This window comes from Aeromonas sp. Marseille-Q7275 (assembly GCF_965119515.1).
Genome location: NZ_CBCPLW010000010.1, coordinates 47,853 through 62,134 on the forward strand (window position 1 = coordinate 47,853; position 14,282 = coordinate 62,134).

The window sequence follows — 14,282 nt, forward strand, 5'->3', positions numbered from 1 at the left end:
CCTCCCACTCTCTCCAATCTCTCTTGGCGCAATAAAGGTTAATTGGCATGGAAGTTGTACCTTCTATCGAATCCTATGCCGGTCCGAAGAAAGACAAGTACGTCTGGCTGAAGTGGACCATGGCGGCACTGATTGCAGTGCTTAATGGTTATGCGGCCGTGATGATGTATGCCAGCGGCGAGTGGGTGTTTGCCCTGCTCGATCTGGTGGTCGTTTCCGTCGGTCTCTATGTCTTCATGAACAAGAAGACCTATGCCCACCGCTATATCTTCCCCGGTGTGGCAGGCATGGTTGTTTTTATCATCTTCCCTCTTGCCTACACGATCGGCATCGCCTTCACCAACTATTCGGGGTCCAACTTGCTCTCTCTCGAGCAGGCACGGGATTTCCATCTGAAAAAAATCTATAAGGTGACCGGCGGTGAATTCGATTTCACCCTCCTGGGTGGTGAGAACAATCAGTTTCAGCTGCTGCTGCAACAGGACGACCAATCCTTTATCAGTCAACCCCTTACCCTGCTGAACAACAAGGCACGTGAACTGGCCGTCCGTGAGGGCAGAGTCCGTGACGAGCCACAGGTTGTTCAGCTGCAACCCCTGAACGGGGAAGCGGTCGACCAGGCGGCACCCATACGTGCCATCGTCGATCACCGCACTCACCTGAGCGCCCTGGATCTGGTGCTGCCCGATGGTACCATCCACCTGACCCTGAGCAGCCTGCGCAAGTTTGCGGCGCAAAAGCCCCTCTATACCCAGCTGGTTGACGGGGCCGTGCTCAAGTCCGGTGTCGTTATCAAGGACGGCAACCTGCTGCGGGACAACCAGAACGGCGAGCTGATGCTGCCCAACGGCGACACCGGCTTCTATCAGTACATAGATGCTGATGGCCACTTCGTCGGCAAGGGCATTGCCCCTGGCTTCGTGGTGAGCGTGGGCTGGAAGAACTTCGTCCGCATCATGACAGACCCGGGTATCCAGGGTCCCTTCATGCAGATCTTCGTCTGGACAGTGATCTTCTCCGCCTGCTCGGTGGCCTTCACCCTGGCCATCGGCATGGTGATGGCCTGTCTGGTGCAGTGGGAGCAGCTCAGGGGGCGCGGTTTCTACCGGGTCATGCTGATCCTGCCCTATGCGATACCGGCGTTCATCTCGATCCTGGTGTTCAAGGGCTTGTTCAACCAGAACTTCGGCGAGATCAACCTGTTCCTGGAAGCGGCGTTCGGCATCAAGCCGGACTGGTACACCACCCCCTTCCTGGCCAAGGTGATGATCCTCATCGTCAACACCTGGCTTGGCTACCCCTACATGATGATCCTCTGCATGGGGCTGCTCAAGGCCATCCCGGAAGATCTCTATGAGGCGTCCGCCATGGACGGTGCGGGTCCGGTACAGAACTTCTTCAAGATCACGGTACCGCTGCTGATGAAGCCGCTGACTCCCCTGTTGATTGCATCCTTTGCTTTCAACTTCAACAACTTCGTGCTTATCCAGTTGTTGACGAACGGGGCGCCGGACATCATAGGGGCCAGTACCCCGGCCGGGACCACGGATCTCTTGGTGAACTACACCTACCGGATCGCGTTCCAGGGCTCGGGTGGTCAGGACTACGGTCTGGCCAGTGCCATCGCCACCGCCATCTTCCTCATCGTCGGCGCGCTTGCACTGCTCAACCTGAAATTGTCCAAAGCGGACAAGCTGTAAGGAGGCTTCTCAATGGCTATCGTACAACCCAAATCAGTGAAATACCGGGTGTGGGCAACCCACCTGGTCATGTGGGGCTTCCTGGCGCTGATCATCTTCCCGGTGATCATGGTCATCGCCATCTCGTTCCGTAACGGCAACTTCTCGGTGGGGGAGATCATCCCCTCCAATCCGACCCTGGATCACTGGAAGCTGGCGCTCGGCATGTCCATCACCAACGCCGATGGCAGCATCACGCCACCGCCGTTCCCTGTGCTGACCTGGTTGTGGAACTCCATCAAGATCGCGGGCATCACGGCCCTGATGATAGTGGTGCTCTCCACCACCTGTGCCTATGCGTTTGCCCGTCTGCGGTTCCGTGGCAAGCAGACCATATTGCAGGGGATGCTGATCTTCCAGATGTTCCCGGCGGTGCTGGCACTGGTGGCCATCTATGCGCTGTTCAACAAGATTGGCGACTACATCCCCTGGCTGGGTCTGAACACCCACGGCGGCCTGATCCTGGCCTACATGGGCGGCATAGCGCTGCACGTCTGGACCATCAAGGGCTACTTCGAGACCATAGACTCTTCCCTGGAAGAGGCGGCGGCCATCGATGGTGCGACCCCCTGGCAGGCATTCAGGTTGATCCTGCTGCCCCTGTCGGTGCCCATCCTGGCGGTGGTCTTCATTCTGGCCTTCATCGGCTCCATCACCGAGGTGCCCGTGGCCTCCATCCTGCTGCAGGATGTGAACAACCTGACCCTGGCGGTCGGTGCCCAGCAATACCTCTATCCGCAGAACTATCTGTGGGGTGACTTCGCCGCCGCCGCCGTGCTGTCCGGCCTGCCCATCACTGTCGTCTTCCTCATGGCGCAGCGCTGGCTGGTGGGTGGCCTCACCGCGGGTGGGGTGAAAGGTTAAGGTTTTAATGGCCGGGGGAGTGCTCCCCCGACTATCACGATTTGCACAGATTTCAGAGCGGAGCTCGTCATGGCTGAAGTAGTACTCAACAACGTTCGCAAAAACTACGATCCGGCTGTCCACAAGGACACGCTGCGCAACATCAACCTGGCCATCAAGGAAGGGGAGTTCATCGTCTTCGTCGGCCCGTCCGGCTGCGGCAAGTCCACCCTGCTGCGGATGATCGCGGGGCTGGAGGACATCACCAGCGGTGAGCTGACCATAGGCGGTCGTTACATGAACGACGTGCCGCCGGTGGAGCGCAACGTGGGCATGGTGTTCCAGTCCTACGCCCTCTACCCCCACATGAACATCTACGAGAACATGGCCTTCGGCCTCAAGCTCAAGAAGATGGACAAGGAGAACATCCACAAGCGGGTGATGCGTGCCGCCGAGATCCTGGGGCTCGAGCCCCTGCTGGACAGAAAGCCCAAGGCGCTCTCCGGTGGTCAGCGCCAGCGGGTGGCCATCGGTCGCTCCATCGTGCAGCAACCCCAGGTGTTCCTGTTTGACGAACCCCTGTCAAACCTGGACGCCGCCCTGCGGGTCAAGATGCGCATCGAGATCGCCAAGCTGCACAAGGAGCTCAACTCCACCATCATCTACGTGACCCACGATCAGGTGGAGGCCATGACCTTGGCCAACCGTATCGTGGTGCTGAGCCCGCTCAAGGGCGAGGCGACCACCAACCTGGAGCAGTTCGGCACCCCGCTCGAGCTCTATCACAACCCGGACAACAAGTTCGTGGCGGGCTTTATCGGCTCTCCCAAGATGAACTTCCTGGCGGGCGAGTTGCTGGAGATAGGCGAGCAGGAGTGCGTGGTCAAGCTGACCTCCGGCGATACAGTGCGTGCCCGGGTCGATGCCCGCAGCGGCGCCGTCGGTGACAAGGTGGAGCTGGGCATTCGCCCCGAGCACCTGGTGCCGCTGGATCACGCCCATGCCGACAGCCGGGTGAGCGGGGTGGTGCAGGTGGCTGAACACCTGGGGGCCGAGTCCTTCGTCTACATGGACGTGGATGGTCACGACTTCACCGTCAAGGCCAGCTCGGACGTGGACGTGGCCACCGGCGAGCAGTACAGCGTCGGCATTCCGGCCGAGGCCTGCTACCTGTTCGATGCCAAGGAGCAGGCGTTCCCCCGTACCGCCAGATATATCCGCACCTGATGGTGTTGTTGTGCAGGTTTCCGTAGTATTCAATGCCTTTTTGCCGGTCGAATGACCGGCTTTTTATTGCCTGCCGTGCGGGCAAGCGGGCAGGGTGACGGGGATCAGGTATCGAGCGCGGCGGTGATGTCGGGCACGAAGGTCTGGCTGGTCAGGGGCGGGCGCTCATACCCCTCGGTCTTGATGGGGGGCAGCTTGATGGGCTCGTAGTGGATCGCCTCGTAGGGCACCTTGCCGAGCAGGTGGGCGATGCAGTTGAGGCGGGCGCGGCGCTTGTCGTCTGCCTCCACCACGAACCAGGGGCAGTCCTCGGTATCCGTGTAGGTGAACATGTCATCCTTGGCGCGGGAGTACTCCACCCAGCGGGAGCGGGACTGCAAGTCCATGGGGCTGAACTTCCAGCGCTTGATGGGGGTGTTGATGCGCTCCTTGAAGCGCTTCTCCTGCTCTTCGTCGCTGACCGAGAACCAGTACTTGATGAGGGTGATGCCGGAGCGAGTCAGCATCCGCTCGAACTCGGGGCAGGCACGCAGAAACTCGCGGTATTCGGCGTCGGTGCAAAAGCCCATCACCCGCTCCACCCCGGCCCTGTTGTACCAGGAGCGATCGAACAGCACCATCTCGCCCGCCGACGGCAGGTGGGCGGCATAGCGCTGGAAGTACCACTGAGTGCGCTCCCTGTCCGAGGGCGCGGGCAGGGCGGTGACCCGGCAGACCCGGGGATTGAGGGGCTCGGTGATCGCCTTGATGACGCCCCCCTTGCCGGCGGCGTCGCGCCCCTCGAACAGCACCACTACCTTGAGCCCCTCCTGCTTGACCCACTCCTGCAGCTTGACCAGCTCCTCCTGCAGCTGGGCCAGGTGGTGTTCATAGGTCTTCTTGTCCAGGCGCGGGCGTTTCTTGCTCTTTTCCTTCGGCATGATCTTCTCCTGTTCGAGTCCTTTTTGTGGGCCACCCCAGCTTGCACCAGGGAGGCGCCACTGCCAAGGGTGGCGTGTTACACTGCCGCCCCGTCGCTGCCAGCAGAACAGAAAAAAACATGAAGCCATTGTATGGGTATGGCGATTGAAACTGCCGCCTCATCAGCCGCTGGCAACAGAAAAAACATGAAGCCATTTATGGCGATTTTGCACGGCCGTCTCATCAGCAGCGGCTGGCAACAGGAGATAACATGAAGCATTTTATGGAGATAGCGGGCCGCCGTATGGCCTATCTGGACGAGGGGCAGGGCCCTGTGCTGCTCTTTGGCCACAGCTATTTGTGGGACAGTGCCATGTGGGCGCCACAAGTCGAGGCGCTCAAGGGCAGCTATCGCTGCATCGTCCCCGAGCTCTGGGGCCACGGGGATTCAGACTCTTTGCCGGAAGGCCCTTGCTCCCTTGAGACCCTGGCCCGGGATCACCTGGCACTGCTCGATGCCCTCGACATCGAGCAGTGTGTGCTGGTGGGGCTGTCGATTGGTGGCATGTGGGGGGTGGAGCTGGCGCGCATGGCGCCCGCTCGCCTCAAGGGGCTGGTGCTGATGGATACCTTCGTGGGCTGGGAGCCCCAGATCCCCTGCGAGCGCTACCTCGGCATGCTGGCCACGATAGAGCAGCTGGGCACCCTTCCTGCCCCCGTCATCGAGCAGGTGGCGCCGCTCTTCTTTGCCCATGAGCCGGATCCCGCCCTGATGAGCGGCTTCAAGGCGCGGCTCGCCCAGTGGCCGGCGGACCAGGTGGCGAGCCTGGTGGCGGTGGGGCGTAGCTTCGTGACCCGGGAGGATCGCATCGAGTGGCTCGAAGAGATGGCGATGCCGAGCCTGGTGATGACAGGCTGTGAGGACAAGGCGCGCCCGGTGCTGGAGGGGTATCTGATGGCCGAGGCGCTGGCCTGCCCCTTCAGGGAGATACCGGGGGCAGGTCACATCTCGACCCTGGAGAACCCCGAGTTCGTCAACCGGACCCTGGCCGAGTTCCTGGCCACCCTGTGATGGCCGCATGCCGGCTGCGAGTCACATCAAACAAGAAGGGAGCCCATGGCTCCCTTCTTGTTGGTTGGCGGTTGGGTTACCAGATATACCCCACGGCGAAGCCGGCGTAGAGCTCCCCCTTGTGCTGGACGATGGGGCTATCCGCGATGTCGTCGTCGTAGCGCTCGTAGTTGGCGGCAAACATGCCGATCCAGTGGGGGCTGAAACGGTAGCTGGTGATGATGGCCGCCATGGGGGAGAGGGTGGTGCCCGTGTCCCACGCCGGGCGCAGCCCCGTGGCCTCGCCCCCCGAGACGCCGCCAAAGTAGTAGTTCGCCATCTTGTCGCTGCGGATCATCATCCCCATGCCGGGCATGATGAGCAGCCTGTCCCGCAGTATGGGGAAGTCGGCCCACAGCAGCAGCTCCTGGCCGTTGCTGCGTCCGGTCACGTCCGTGCTGAGGCGGGTGCTGAGCAGGGCATAGGGGGTGATGAGGCTGGCGCCTATGCCCCCTTCCAGCTGCCACTCGCGCTGCTCCATGCCGGCCAGCTCGGGGGCATCGTCGGGATCCAGGTTGCCAAAGCGCATCCTGCCGTAACCGTAGGCGGCGAAACTGTCATCCTTGTGAAAGTAGTAGCGGGCCCTGTCCCCGAGGAACATGAACTGCTCGCCGAAGTAGATGAAACCCGGTATCGCGAGGGCCGTGTCATCCTGGCCCTGATAGCGGGCATCGCCACCGATGACGGCGCCGCCCAGCACCAGTCCCTTGGGCACCGGGCTGGTGGGGCTGTCCTGCACGAAGATATCGAGGGAGCCGAGATCGACCTCGGCCCGGGCCTGGGTCGCGAACAGCAGAGTCAGGAGTGCGCCAAGCGCGGCGCTGTGCAGGGGACGAACAGGGGGCATGGCGTGATCCTTCATGGGTCGGGGCTGGCAGAGCATACTGCCGACAACCTTGTCAGTGAAGCCTGTTTTTATTTCAAATTCAAGTTGATAGCGTCATTGCGCCGCATCTGGATTCAGGCGGGAACCGAGTGCGGGGCCATGAGTTCGCAGTGAAAAAAAGAGAGGCGAAAGCCTCTCTTCTCATCAGGGGGCGGGGCGGGGCGCCTCGTCCCGCTTGGGCCAGGCGTTGAGCACCGCTTTCACCAGGGTCGCCAGGGGAATGGCGAAGAAGACCCCCCAGAAGCCCCAGAGCCCGCCGAACACCAGCACGGCAACGATGATGGCCACAGGGTGCAGGTTGACCGCCTCGGAGAAGAGCAGGGGCACCAGCAGGTTGCCGTCGAGGGCCTGAATGACCAGATAGGCCACCATCAGCCAGGCGAAGTCCGGGGTCAGTCCCCACTGGAACAGGGCCACCATGGCGACGGGCACGGTCACCGCCACCGCCCCTATGTAGGGGATGAGCACGGAGAAGCCGACCGCCACCGCCAGCAGCACCGAGTAGCGCAGCCCCATCAGGGCGAAGGGGATGTAGGTCGCCACCCCGACGATGAGGATCTCGATCACCTTGCCGCGGATGTAGTTGATGATCTGGTCGTTCATCTCCACCCAGACCCGGTTGACCAGGGTGCGGTTGCGGGGCAGGAAGCGGCGCAGGCCGCTCATCAGCACCTGCTTGTCCTTGAGCATGAAGAACACCATCAGGGGCACCAGGATGGCGTAGATGAGGATGGCCACCACGTTGATGAGGGAGCTGAGGGAGGCGCTCACCAGCTGCTCCCCCCCTGCCAGAATGCGCTGGCGAATGTTGTCTATGATGGTCTCGACCAGGCTGACGTCGATGATCTCGGGGTACTTTTCCGGCAGGGTGCGCACCGCGTCCTGGGCATGGGCCAGCATGGAGGGCGCCTCCTTGGCGAGGTTGACCCCCTGGCTCACCAGTGTGGGGATGAGCCCCAGCAGCATCATGGTGGTCACAGAGAGAAACAGCAGCAGCACCAGGCTGGTGGCCAGGGGGCGGGAGAGCCCGGTGCGTTGCAGGCGGCTGACCGGCCACTCCAGCAGATAGGCCATCACCACGGCCACCAGCAGGGGGGCCAGCAGATCGCCGAACAGCCAGAGCACGGCGAAGCAGAACACCAGCAGCAGGAACAGGGTAACGGCATCGGGGTCGGAAAAACGGGTCTGATACCAGCGCTTCAATACATCTAACATCGAGGCTTCCTTGGTTTTACCTTGTCATCAGGATGGAAAGGGGCAGCCCGGAGTCTGGCGACATCATGATGGCCGGCTCCCGACCACGAGCAGCAGGGAGAGGCGGGCGGCGGACTCTTCCAGGGGGCGGACGCTGTGACCCAGGCGTTGCAGGTAGGCCGGAATGTCCTGCCGGGAGCCTGCATCCCCCAGTATGAGGTGCAGGGATTGGCCGGGTCTTGCCTGGCGCAACCAGAGCTTGAGCCGGATCAGCGGCTCGGGACAACGCCAGGGTGTCAGGTCGAGCTGTTCCATGGGGATTCCATTGCGTGCGTGGTGGCCATTATGGCCGTGATACCAGTATGAAACAACGCTTGTGGGCCTTGATGGGCAAGGGTATTCTGCCCGAGCCCCTTCTGATGGAGATAGAAATACTGTGGCCCGTTTTTCCCCCTTGATGGCATCGCTTCCCCTGCTGGTATCCCTGATGAGCGCGACCTTTCAGGCTCAGGCGAACAACCAGCTGCCCGACATCGGCACCGCCGGGGTTGCCGCCCTGCCCATCGAGCAGGAGGTGCGTTATGGCAATGCCTTCATGCGGTTTGCCCGGGCGGGCTTGCCCATCATCGATGATCCCGTGCTGAACGAATACATCGACGATCTGGGTCAGCGCCTGCTCACCAATGCCGACGGGGTGCGTTTCCCCTTTACCTTCTTCCTCATCAACGATCCCAGCATCAACGCGGCCGCCTTCCTCGGCGGGCGGGTCAAGGTGCACACCGGCCTCTTCCTCTACGCCGACGACGAGAGCGAGCTGGCCTCGGTGCTGGCTCACGAAATCACCCACGTGACCCAGCGCCACATCGCCCGTTACATGGAGGCGCAGGCGAGCAGCTCGGCCATGACCCTGGCCGGTCTGGTGGGCTCCATTGCGCTGGCGGTGATCAACCCCACTGCCGGCATAGCAGCGCTGCAGACTACCCTCGGGCTCTCCATGCAGTCGGCCATCAACTATACCCGTGACAACGAGTACGAAGCGGACCGCATCGGCATGAAGACGCTCTATGATGCCGGTTTCGATCCCATGGGCATGGCCAGCTTCTTCCAGAAACTGGCGGCGGAGTACCGCTACGCCAGCAAGCCGCCCGAGATGCTGCTCACTCACCCCCTGCCGGAGACCCGGATCAGCGAAGCCCGCGCCCGCGCCAACAGCTATGGCCGCCGTGCCTTGCCCCCCAGCCTCGACTTCTGGCTGGCCAAGGTGCGCATCCAGGTGCGTTATGGCACCGAGAGCCCCCAGGCGCTGCTCACCTATTTCGACAGCCGCCTGCAGAAGGGGGACTACCCCCTCAAAGACGCCGCCACCTATGGCAAGGCGCTGGCCCTGCTGCAGCTCAAGCGCACCGACGAGGCCGATACCCTGATGCAGAGTCTGGCCGCCCGCCATCCGGAGGATCTCTTCGTGGTGGATGCCCTGACCGACATCGATCTCGCCAAGGGGCGCAGCGCCCAGGCCATCGCCCGGCTGGAGCGCTTCCGCACCCGGATGCCGGACAACGAGGTGGTGGTGGTCAACCTCGGCAACGCCTATCTGGAGGCGGGCAACTACAAGAAGTCCATCGCCCTGCTGGATCCTTACGCCCGTGAGCACGACGAGAACAGCCTGGCCTGGAGCCTGCTGTCGGATGCCTATCGCAAGGCGGGACGGATGACGGATCTGCACATGGCGCGGGCGGAGACCCTCTCCCTGCGCGGTGACTACCAGGCGGCCATCGACGAGCTGATCGTGGCCCGTGGCACCACCAGCGACAAGCTGACCCTGGCCCGCATCGAGGCGCGCATCACTCAGCTGGAGCGGGCGAAGAAGGATCTGGACAGCCTGAAGGGCTAGTCCGGCTGACCGCGCCTGCATGCAACGGGGTGCACCAGAGAGGGTGCACCCCGTGTCGTCATGGGGCCATCAGGGCCGTGCCGAGGAGACTTGTGTGGCGGCCCAGGCCTGGATGGCGGCGAGCTTGTGCTCATCGAGCTCCCCCACCAGGGTCTGCTGCAACTGCCCCTTGCCGTCGAGCAGGTAGCTGGTGGGCAGCGCGCCTGGCCTTGGGAAGGGGAGGTTGGCCTCATCGAGGGGGATCATCAGGGGCACGGCTATCTGATGGCGCCGGGCCAGCTCGGCCAGCTCGCCGGGGGAGGCGGGATCATAGTTGATGGCTATGACCCCTATCTGTCCCTCCCGGTGCAGCGCCGCGAGCAGGGGCATCTCCCGCAGGCAGGGGGCGCACCAGGGGGCGAAGTAGTTGACCAGCAGCGGCTTGCCCGCCAGGGCGCTCAGGCTGATGTTGTTGCCCGTCTCGTCGGTGAAGTCGGGCTCCGGGCTGCAGGCCCCCAGCAGGGTGGCCACAATCAGCCAACAGATTCGTTTCATTTCCATATCCTTCCCGCTTACCCTGCCCATCCGTTTCCCCTACAATAGCGCCATTTGTTGTCCCATCTTGCAATATCAGGGAGTTACCATGAGCGAGACCCAAATCTATCACAACCCGCGCTGCTCCAAGAGCCGTGAAACCCTGGCCTTGCTGGAACAGCAGGGGATAACCCCCGAGGTGGTGCTCTATCTCGAACAGGCGCCGAGCGAGGATGATATCCGCACCCTGCTGGGTCAGCTCGGGTTCGCCGATCCGCGCCAGCTGATGCGCACCAAGGAGGATCTCTACAAGGAGCTGGGGCTCAGCGAAGTGAACGGCGACGCCCTCATTCGCGCCATGCACCAGCATCCCAAGCTCATCGAGCGCCCCATCGTCATCAGGAACGGTCAGGCCCGCATCGGCCGTCCGCCCGAGCAGGTGCTGGAGATCCTCAAGTGAGCACCCGCTTCGCCCGTCTGCTGACCCTGGTCGGCTTCTTCGGCCTGCTGGCCTGGGTCATCCTCTGGCATCTGTGGCTCTCCCCCCACCCGGATCTCAATCCCTGGTTGCTGCCGGTGATCTGGACCGTGCCGCTGCTCTTCCCCCTGAAGGGCATAGTGCAGGGCAACCCCTACACCCACGCCTGGGGCAACTTCGTGCTGATGCCCTATTTCCTCCACGCCCTGACCCTGATCACCACGGACGAGGGGGAGCGGTGGCTGGCGGTGGTGGAGCTGGTGTTCACCACCCTGGCCTTCGTCGGCACCATCTATTACGCCCGTCTGCGCGGCCGAGAGCTGGGTCTGAGCATTCGCAAGAAGAAGGATGAAGCCCGGTAATAGCGCCCTCTCAACGCCCCGCTCGGGGCGTTTTTCATTGTCTTGATTCTGCCTCGTCCTGGTCCCTGCGGTAGTGGGTGAGTTGCCGCTCACTGAAGCGCATCACCTCGGGATAGAAGCGCAGAAACCCCCGTTCGCAGTCGCGCCAGCGGCCCTCATCCAGGGTATGGAGTGCCTCTCCCAGCAGCAGGGGGCGACGCAGGCGCCGGCCTATGCCGTTGAGGGCCTGACTCAGCCCCTCCCGGTGCCGGTACGAGGCGATCCAGTCCTGCTCGGCCATCCGCCTGAGGGCCATTGGCAGGCCATCCGGCAGGCGGGCGTGATCCGCCAGCAGCTGGCCATAGCTCTGCCGCAGGAAGCGGGGCAGGGGATCCGGGCAAAATTGCTGCCAGTGGCGGCTCAGCCAGTGGTCGTAGAGCATGTCCACCAGGATGCCGCCAAAGCGGCGCCAGGGGGCCTCGAAGCAGGCGACCGCCGCCCTGTGCTCGGGGTGGGCATCGGTGAAGGCATCTATCTTGCGGTGCAGCCAGATCCCCTCGTCGAAATGGGCCGCGAGGCCTGTGGGCAGGGGCCCCTTGATGAAGTCCCCCAGCAGGTTGCCGGTGAGGGAGCTTCGGGTGTGGGCCGCCAGATGGAGGTGCGCCAGGTAATTCATGGGATCAGGGTCGTGTGCGGGTCGATGGCAAGGTGCTCAGAGCCTAGAGGATCCTGGTTCTGTTGACCATGGCCAGGATGTTGCGTTGGCCCCACAAGCCCCTCTTGCAGGGCAAATTTGAGGCGTGCTAAGGTGGCTCTCATCTTTGTCACAGGACGCGACAGACCATCATGATGCGCAAAGCCAGAGGTTTCTTTCTGGCCTTCTACTTCAAGCCTTTCTACCTCTCCGAGTGGTTCGACGAATAGATCGAGGCCCCGGAGCAGCTCATTGACGCCCGCCGATCATTGATACCCGACGATCATTGATATCTGTCGATCATTGATATCCAGGGGGCTGATCTCGCTCATCCGCGTTTTGCCGTTTGTTGGCCATCGCTTGCCCACGCTTGCGATGCCTTGACCGCGCCTGTGCGCTTTGTAATGGAGTACTCATGATGAATACCAAACTGACCCTGTCAGCCCTGTTTGCTGCCTGCCTGCTCACCACCCCCGTCACGGCCAAGGAGTGGAAAACCGTGCGCTTCGGTGTGGAAGGCGCCTATCCCCCCTTCTCCTGGACCGATGCGTCGGGGGAGATCAAGGGCTTTGACATCGATCTTGCCCATGCCCTGTGCCAGCAGATGGCCGTCAAGTGCGAGCTGGTGGCGCAGGATTGGGACGGCATGATCCCGGCCCTGCTGTCGCGCAAATACGATGCGATCATCGCCGCCATGTCGATCACCGACGAGCGGCGCAAGAAGGTGGATTTCACCGAGAAATATGCCCATATCCCCAACCGCTTCGTGGCGGCCAAGGGCACCGAGCTGGCGCTGACCCCGGCGGGGATGGCAGGCAAGCGCATCGGTGTGCAGCGTGCCACCACCCACGACAAGTACCTGACGGACAACTTTGGCTCCGATGTCACCATAGTGCGTTACGGCAATGCCGACGAGGCCTATCTCGATCTGAAGGCGGGCCGGGTGCTGGCCTTGCTGGCCGATGCCTCGGCCATCGATCAGGGGCTGCTCGGCAAGGCGGGAGGGGACAAGTTCGAGTATGTGGGGCCGGCCCTGACCGATCGCCAGTGGTTTGGTGACGGCATGGGGATTGCGGTACGCAAGGGCGATCAGGATCTCAAGGCCAAACTGGACGAGGCGATCAAGACCCTGCGAGCCAATGGCAAGTATCAGGAGATCAACCAGAAGTACTTCAAGTACGATATCTATGGTGGCTGATGGGGGGAGGGAGCTTGCTCCCTCTCTTTTTTCGCGGCAAGTGGTGATGAAACAAGGAGATGACCCATGTTGACCCTGATCGAGGGTGCGGAAATTCATAGCCCGGCCCCGCTCGGCCAGCAGGATCTGCTGGTGGCCGACGGCCGCATCGCCTGGCTGGGCAAGGGGCTGACGGTCCCACATGACTGGCCGCTGGTGCGCGTCGACGGCCGTGGCCGCTACCTGGTGCCCGGGCTGGTGGTTCCTCTGGCCCTCTTCACGGGGGCGGTGGGGAGGGGGGCTTTGCCTTTTCGTACCCCTGAACTCGCGGCGGGGGAGGCTCTCAAGGCCGGGGTCACCACGCTGGTGGCGGCGCTCGGCACCGACAGCCTGACCCGCACCCCGGCCCAGGTGCTCGGCAAGGTGCGCGAGTTTCGCGCCGCCGGGGTGAGCGCTTACATGTATACCGGCTCCTATCACCTGCCGGTCAAGACCCTCACCGGCAGGGTGGAGTCGGACATCATGCTGATCCCCGAGGTGCTGGGGGTGGGGGAGCTGGCCATCAGCGATCACAGATCCAGTGCGCCGACTCATGACGAGCTGGCGCGGCTGGTGAGCGAGGCGCGGGTGGCCGGGCTGCTCGCGGGCAAGAGCGGGGTCAGCTTCTTCCACGTCGGGGATGGCGGCGGGGCCCTGGCACCCCTGCGGGCCCTGCGCGATGGCACCGACATCCCCCTGCGCCAGCTCTATCCCACCCACTGCAACCGCAACCCCTGGCTCTTTGCCGAGGCCATCGACTGGGGCCGGGCGGGGGGCTGGATCGATCTCACCACCTCGAGCTTCCCCGAGCTGCTGGACGATGGCGAGCAACTGGCGGCAGAGGCGCTGGTGGCGCTGCTGGCTGCTGGAGTGCCTGCCAATCGCATCAGCTTCAGCTCGGATGCCAACGCCAGCCTGCCGCGTTTTGACGGCGAGGGGCGCCTTGTGGAGATGCGCTGCGGCCAGATTGCCAGCCTGTGGCAGGAGTGCGTCCGCGCCTGCGCCCTCGGGGTGTCGCTCGAGGTCGCCCTCGGGGTGGTCACGGCCAATCCGGCGCGGGCCCTGGGGCTGGCGGGCAAGGGGGTGATAGGAGTGGGGCAGGATGCGGATCTGCTGCTGATAGCACCTGAGCACCTCGCCATCGAGAGGGTGATGAGCGGCGGCCAGTGGCGAACCTGAGCCAGTGTGCGCCCGTCAGTAAACGAAAAGCCCGGCACTGCTGCCGGGCTTTTGTTCGCCTGGGTGCTTT

15 protein-coding genes are annotated in these 14,282 nt (G+C 63.0%); 9 read left to right on the top strand and 6 right to left on the bottom strand.

Annotated features, from left to right (window positions below; all coding sequences use genetic code 11):
• Positions 1-47 precede the first annotated feature (47 nt).
• The 3 genes from malF to ACWPWQ_RS11215 all read left to right on the top strand — a co-directional run bounded on the left by malF (position 48) and on the right by ACWPWQ_RS11215 (position 3,809).
• Positions 48-1,700, top strand: a complete 1,653-nt coding sequence (malF, locus tag ACWPWQ_RS11205) for a maltose ABC transporter permease MalF (protein ID WP_404838148.1) — start codon at positions 48-50, stop codon at positions 1,698-1,700.
• Positions 1,701-1,712: 12 nt separating this feature from the next.
• Entirely contained in the window at positions 1,713-2,603 is an 891-nt protein-coding gene (gene malG, locus ACWPWQ_RS11210; protein ID WP_025326477.1) for a maltose ABC transporter permease MalG, read from the top strand.
• Between the two features lie 69 nt (positions 2,604-2,672).
• Positions 2,673-3,809: an ABC transporter ATP-binding protein gene (locus ACWPWQ_RS11215; protein WP_247626780.1), complete on the top strand. Its 1,137-nt coding sequence runs from the start codon at positions 2,673-2,675 to the stop codon at positions 3,807-3,809.
• Positions 3,810-3,913: 104 nt separating this feature from the next.
• Here the strand turns inward: ACWPWQ_RS11215 and ppk2 are convergent, their stop codons facing one another.
• Positions 3,914-4,729: a polyphosphate kinase 2 gene (ppk2, locus tag ACWPWQ_RS11220; RefSeq protein ID WP_202046237.1), complete on the bottom strand. Its 816-nt coding sequence runs from the start codon at positions 4,727-4,729 to the stop codon at positions 3,914-3,916.
• A 251-nt stretch (positions 4,730-4,980) separates the two neighbouring features.
• Between ppk2 and ACWPWQ_RS11225 the strand changes: the two genes are divergently transcribed.
• Entirely contained in the window at positions 4,981-5,781 is an 801-nt protein-coding gene (locus ACWPWQ_RS11225) for an alpha/beta fold hydrolase (RefSeq protein WP_454009796.1), read from the top strand.
• A gap of 76 nt (positions 5,782-5,857) precedes the next feature.
• On the opposite strand, the gene ACWPWQ_RS11230 is transcribed toward ACWPWQ_RS11225, so the two are convergent.
• From ACWPWQ_RS11230 to ACWPWQ_RS11240, 3 genes are all read right to left on the bottom strand, one after another.
• Positions 5,858-6,667 (bottom strand): MipA/OmpV family protein, encoded by an 810-nt coding sequence (locus tag ACWPWQ_RS11230; RefSeq protein WP_404838150.1) that lies wholly within the window; start codon positions 6,665-6,667, stop codon positions 5,858-5,860.
• A 183-nt stretch (positions 6,668-6,850) separates the two neighbouring features.
• Entirely contained in the window at positions 6,851-7,921 is a 1,071-nt protein-coding gene (locus tag ACWPWQ_RS11235) for an AI-2E family transporter (RefSeq protein ID WP_139435855.1), read from the bottom strand.
• Between the two features lie 63 nt (positions 7,922-7,984).
• Positions 7,985-8,215, bottom strand: a complete 231-nt coding sequence (locus tag ACWPWQ_RS11240; protein WP_106887269.1) for a sulfurtransferase TusA family protein — start codon at positions 8,213-8,215, stop codon at positions 7,985-7,987.
• Between the two features lie 121 nt (positions 8,216-8,336).
• On the opposite strand from ACWPWQ_RS11240, the gene bepA reads away from it, so the two are divergent.
• On the top strand, positions 8,337-9,791 hold the full coding sequence (gene bepA, locus ACWPWQ_RS11245; RefSeq protein WP_454009797.1) for a beta-barrel assembly-enhancing protease: 1,455 nt from the start codon (positions 8,337-8,339) through the stop codon (positions 9,789-9,791).
• Positions 9,792-9,860: 69 nt separating this feature from the next.
• Here the strand turns inward: bepA and ACWPWQ_RS11250 are convergent, their stop codons facing one another.
• Positions 9,861-10,355, bottom strand: coding sequence for a TlpA disulfide reductase family protein (locus tag ACWPWQ_RS11250; RefSeq protein WP_454009798.1), 495 nt, complete (start codon positions 10,353-10,355; stop codon positions 9,861-9,863).
• Between the two features lie 58 nt (positions 10,356-10,413).
• Between ACWPWQ_RS11250 and arsC the strand changes: the two genes are divergently transcribed.
• Together arsC and ACWPWQ_RS11260 are read left to right on the top strand one after the other, a co-directional pair.
• A complete protein-coding gene (gene arsC / locus ACWPWQ_RS11255; protein WP_454009799.1) occupies positions 10,414-10,764 on the top strand; it encodes an arsenate reductase (glutaredoxin) in 351 nt (116 codons plus the stop codon).
• A complete protein-coding gene (locus ACWPWQ_RS11260; RefSeq protein WP_139435845.1) occupies positions 10,761-11,144 on the top strand; it encodes a DUF2069 domain-containing protein in 384 nt (127 codons plus the stop codon). Before arsC ends, ACWPWQ_RS11260 begins: the two co-directional genes overlap by 4 nt.
• 34 nt (positions 11,145-11,178) lie before the next feature.
• On the opposite strand, the gene ACWPWQ_RS11265 is transcribed toward ACWPWQ_RS11260, so the two are convergent.
• On the bottom strand, positions 11,179-11,799 hold the full coding sequence (locus tag ACWPWQ_RS11265; RefSeq protein WP_454009800.1) for an acyl carrier protein phosphodiesterase: 621 nt from the start codon (positions 11,797-11,799) through the stop codon (positions 11,179-11,181).
• A 436-nt stretch (positions 11,800-12,235) separates the two neighbouring features.
• On the opposite strand from ACWPWQ_RS11265, the gene ACWPWQ_RS11270 reads away from it, so the two are divergent.
• Both ACWPWQ_RS11270 and iadA read left to right on the top strand, forming a co-directional pair.
• Positions 12,236-13,015 carry an ABC transporter substrate-binding protein gene (locus tag ACWPWQ_RS11270; protein ID WP_406569430.1) on the top strand — a complete coding sequence of 260 codons (780 nt, stop codon included), beginning with the start codon at positions 12,236-12,238 and terminating at the stop codon, positions 13,013-13,015.
• A 66-nt stretch (positions 13,016-13,081) separates the two neighbouring features.
• Positions 13,082-14,212, top strand: coding sequence for a beta-aspartyl-peptidase (gene iadA, locus ACWPWQ_RS11275; RefSeq protein WP_454009801.1), 1,131 nt, complete (start codon positions 13,082-13,084; stop codon positions 14,210-14,212).
• Positions 14,213-14,282 lie beyond the last annotated feature (70 nt).

Coding starts and splice junctions, on each gene's coding strand:
- malF (WP_404838148.1), top strand. CDS start 48: ATGGAAGTTGTACCTTCTATCGAATCCTATGCCGGTCCGAAGAAAGAC.
- malG (WP_025326477.1), top strand. CDS start 1,713: ATGGCTATCGTACAACCCAAATCAGTGAAATACCGGGTGTGGGCAACC.
- ACWPWQ_RS11215 (WP_247626780.1), top strand. CDS start 2,673: ATGGCTGAAGTAGTACTCAACAACGTTCGCAAAAACTACGATCCGGCT.
- ppk2 (WP_202046237.1), bottom strand. CDS start 4,729: ATGCCGAAGGAAAAGAGCAAGAAACGCCCGCGCCTGGACAAGAAGACC.
- ACWPWQ_RS11225 (WP_454009796.1), top strand. CDS start 4,981: ATGAAGCATTTTATGGAGATAGCGGGCCGCCGTATGGCCTATCTGGAC.
- ACWPWQ_RS11230 (WP_404838150.1), bottom strand. CDS start 6,667: ATGCCCCCTGTTCGTCCCCTGCACAGCGCCGCGCTTGGCGCACTCCTG.
- ACWPWQ_RS11235 (WP_139435855.1), bottom strand. CDS start 7,921: ATGTTAGATGTATTGAAGCGCTGGTATCAGACCCGTTTTTCCGACCCC.
- ACWPWQ_RS11240 (WP_106887269.1), bottom strand. CDS start 8,215: ATGGAACAGCTCGACCTGACACCCTGGCGTTGTCCCGAGCCGCTGATC.
- ACWPWQ_RS11250 (WP_454009798.1), bottom strand. CDS start 10,355: ATGGGCAGGGTAAGCGGGAAGGATATGGAAATGAAACGAATCTGTTGG.
- arsC (WP_454009799.1), top strand. CDS start 10,414: ATGAGCGAGACCCAAATCTATCACAACCCGCGCTGCTCCAAGAGCCGT.
- ACWPWQ_RS11265 (WP_454009800.1), bottom strand. CDS start 11,799: ATGAATTACCTGGCGCACCTCCATCTGGCGGCCCACACCCGAAGCTCC.
- ACWPWQ_RS11270 (WP_406569430.1), top strand. CDS start 12,236: ATGAATACCAAACTGACCCTGTCAGCCCTGTTTGCTGCCTGCCTGCTC.
- iadA (WP_454009801.1), top strand. CDS start 13,082: ATGTTGACCCTGATCGAGGGTGCGGAAATTCATAGCCCGGCCCCGCTC.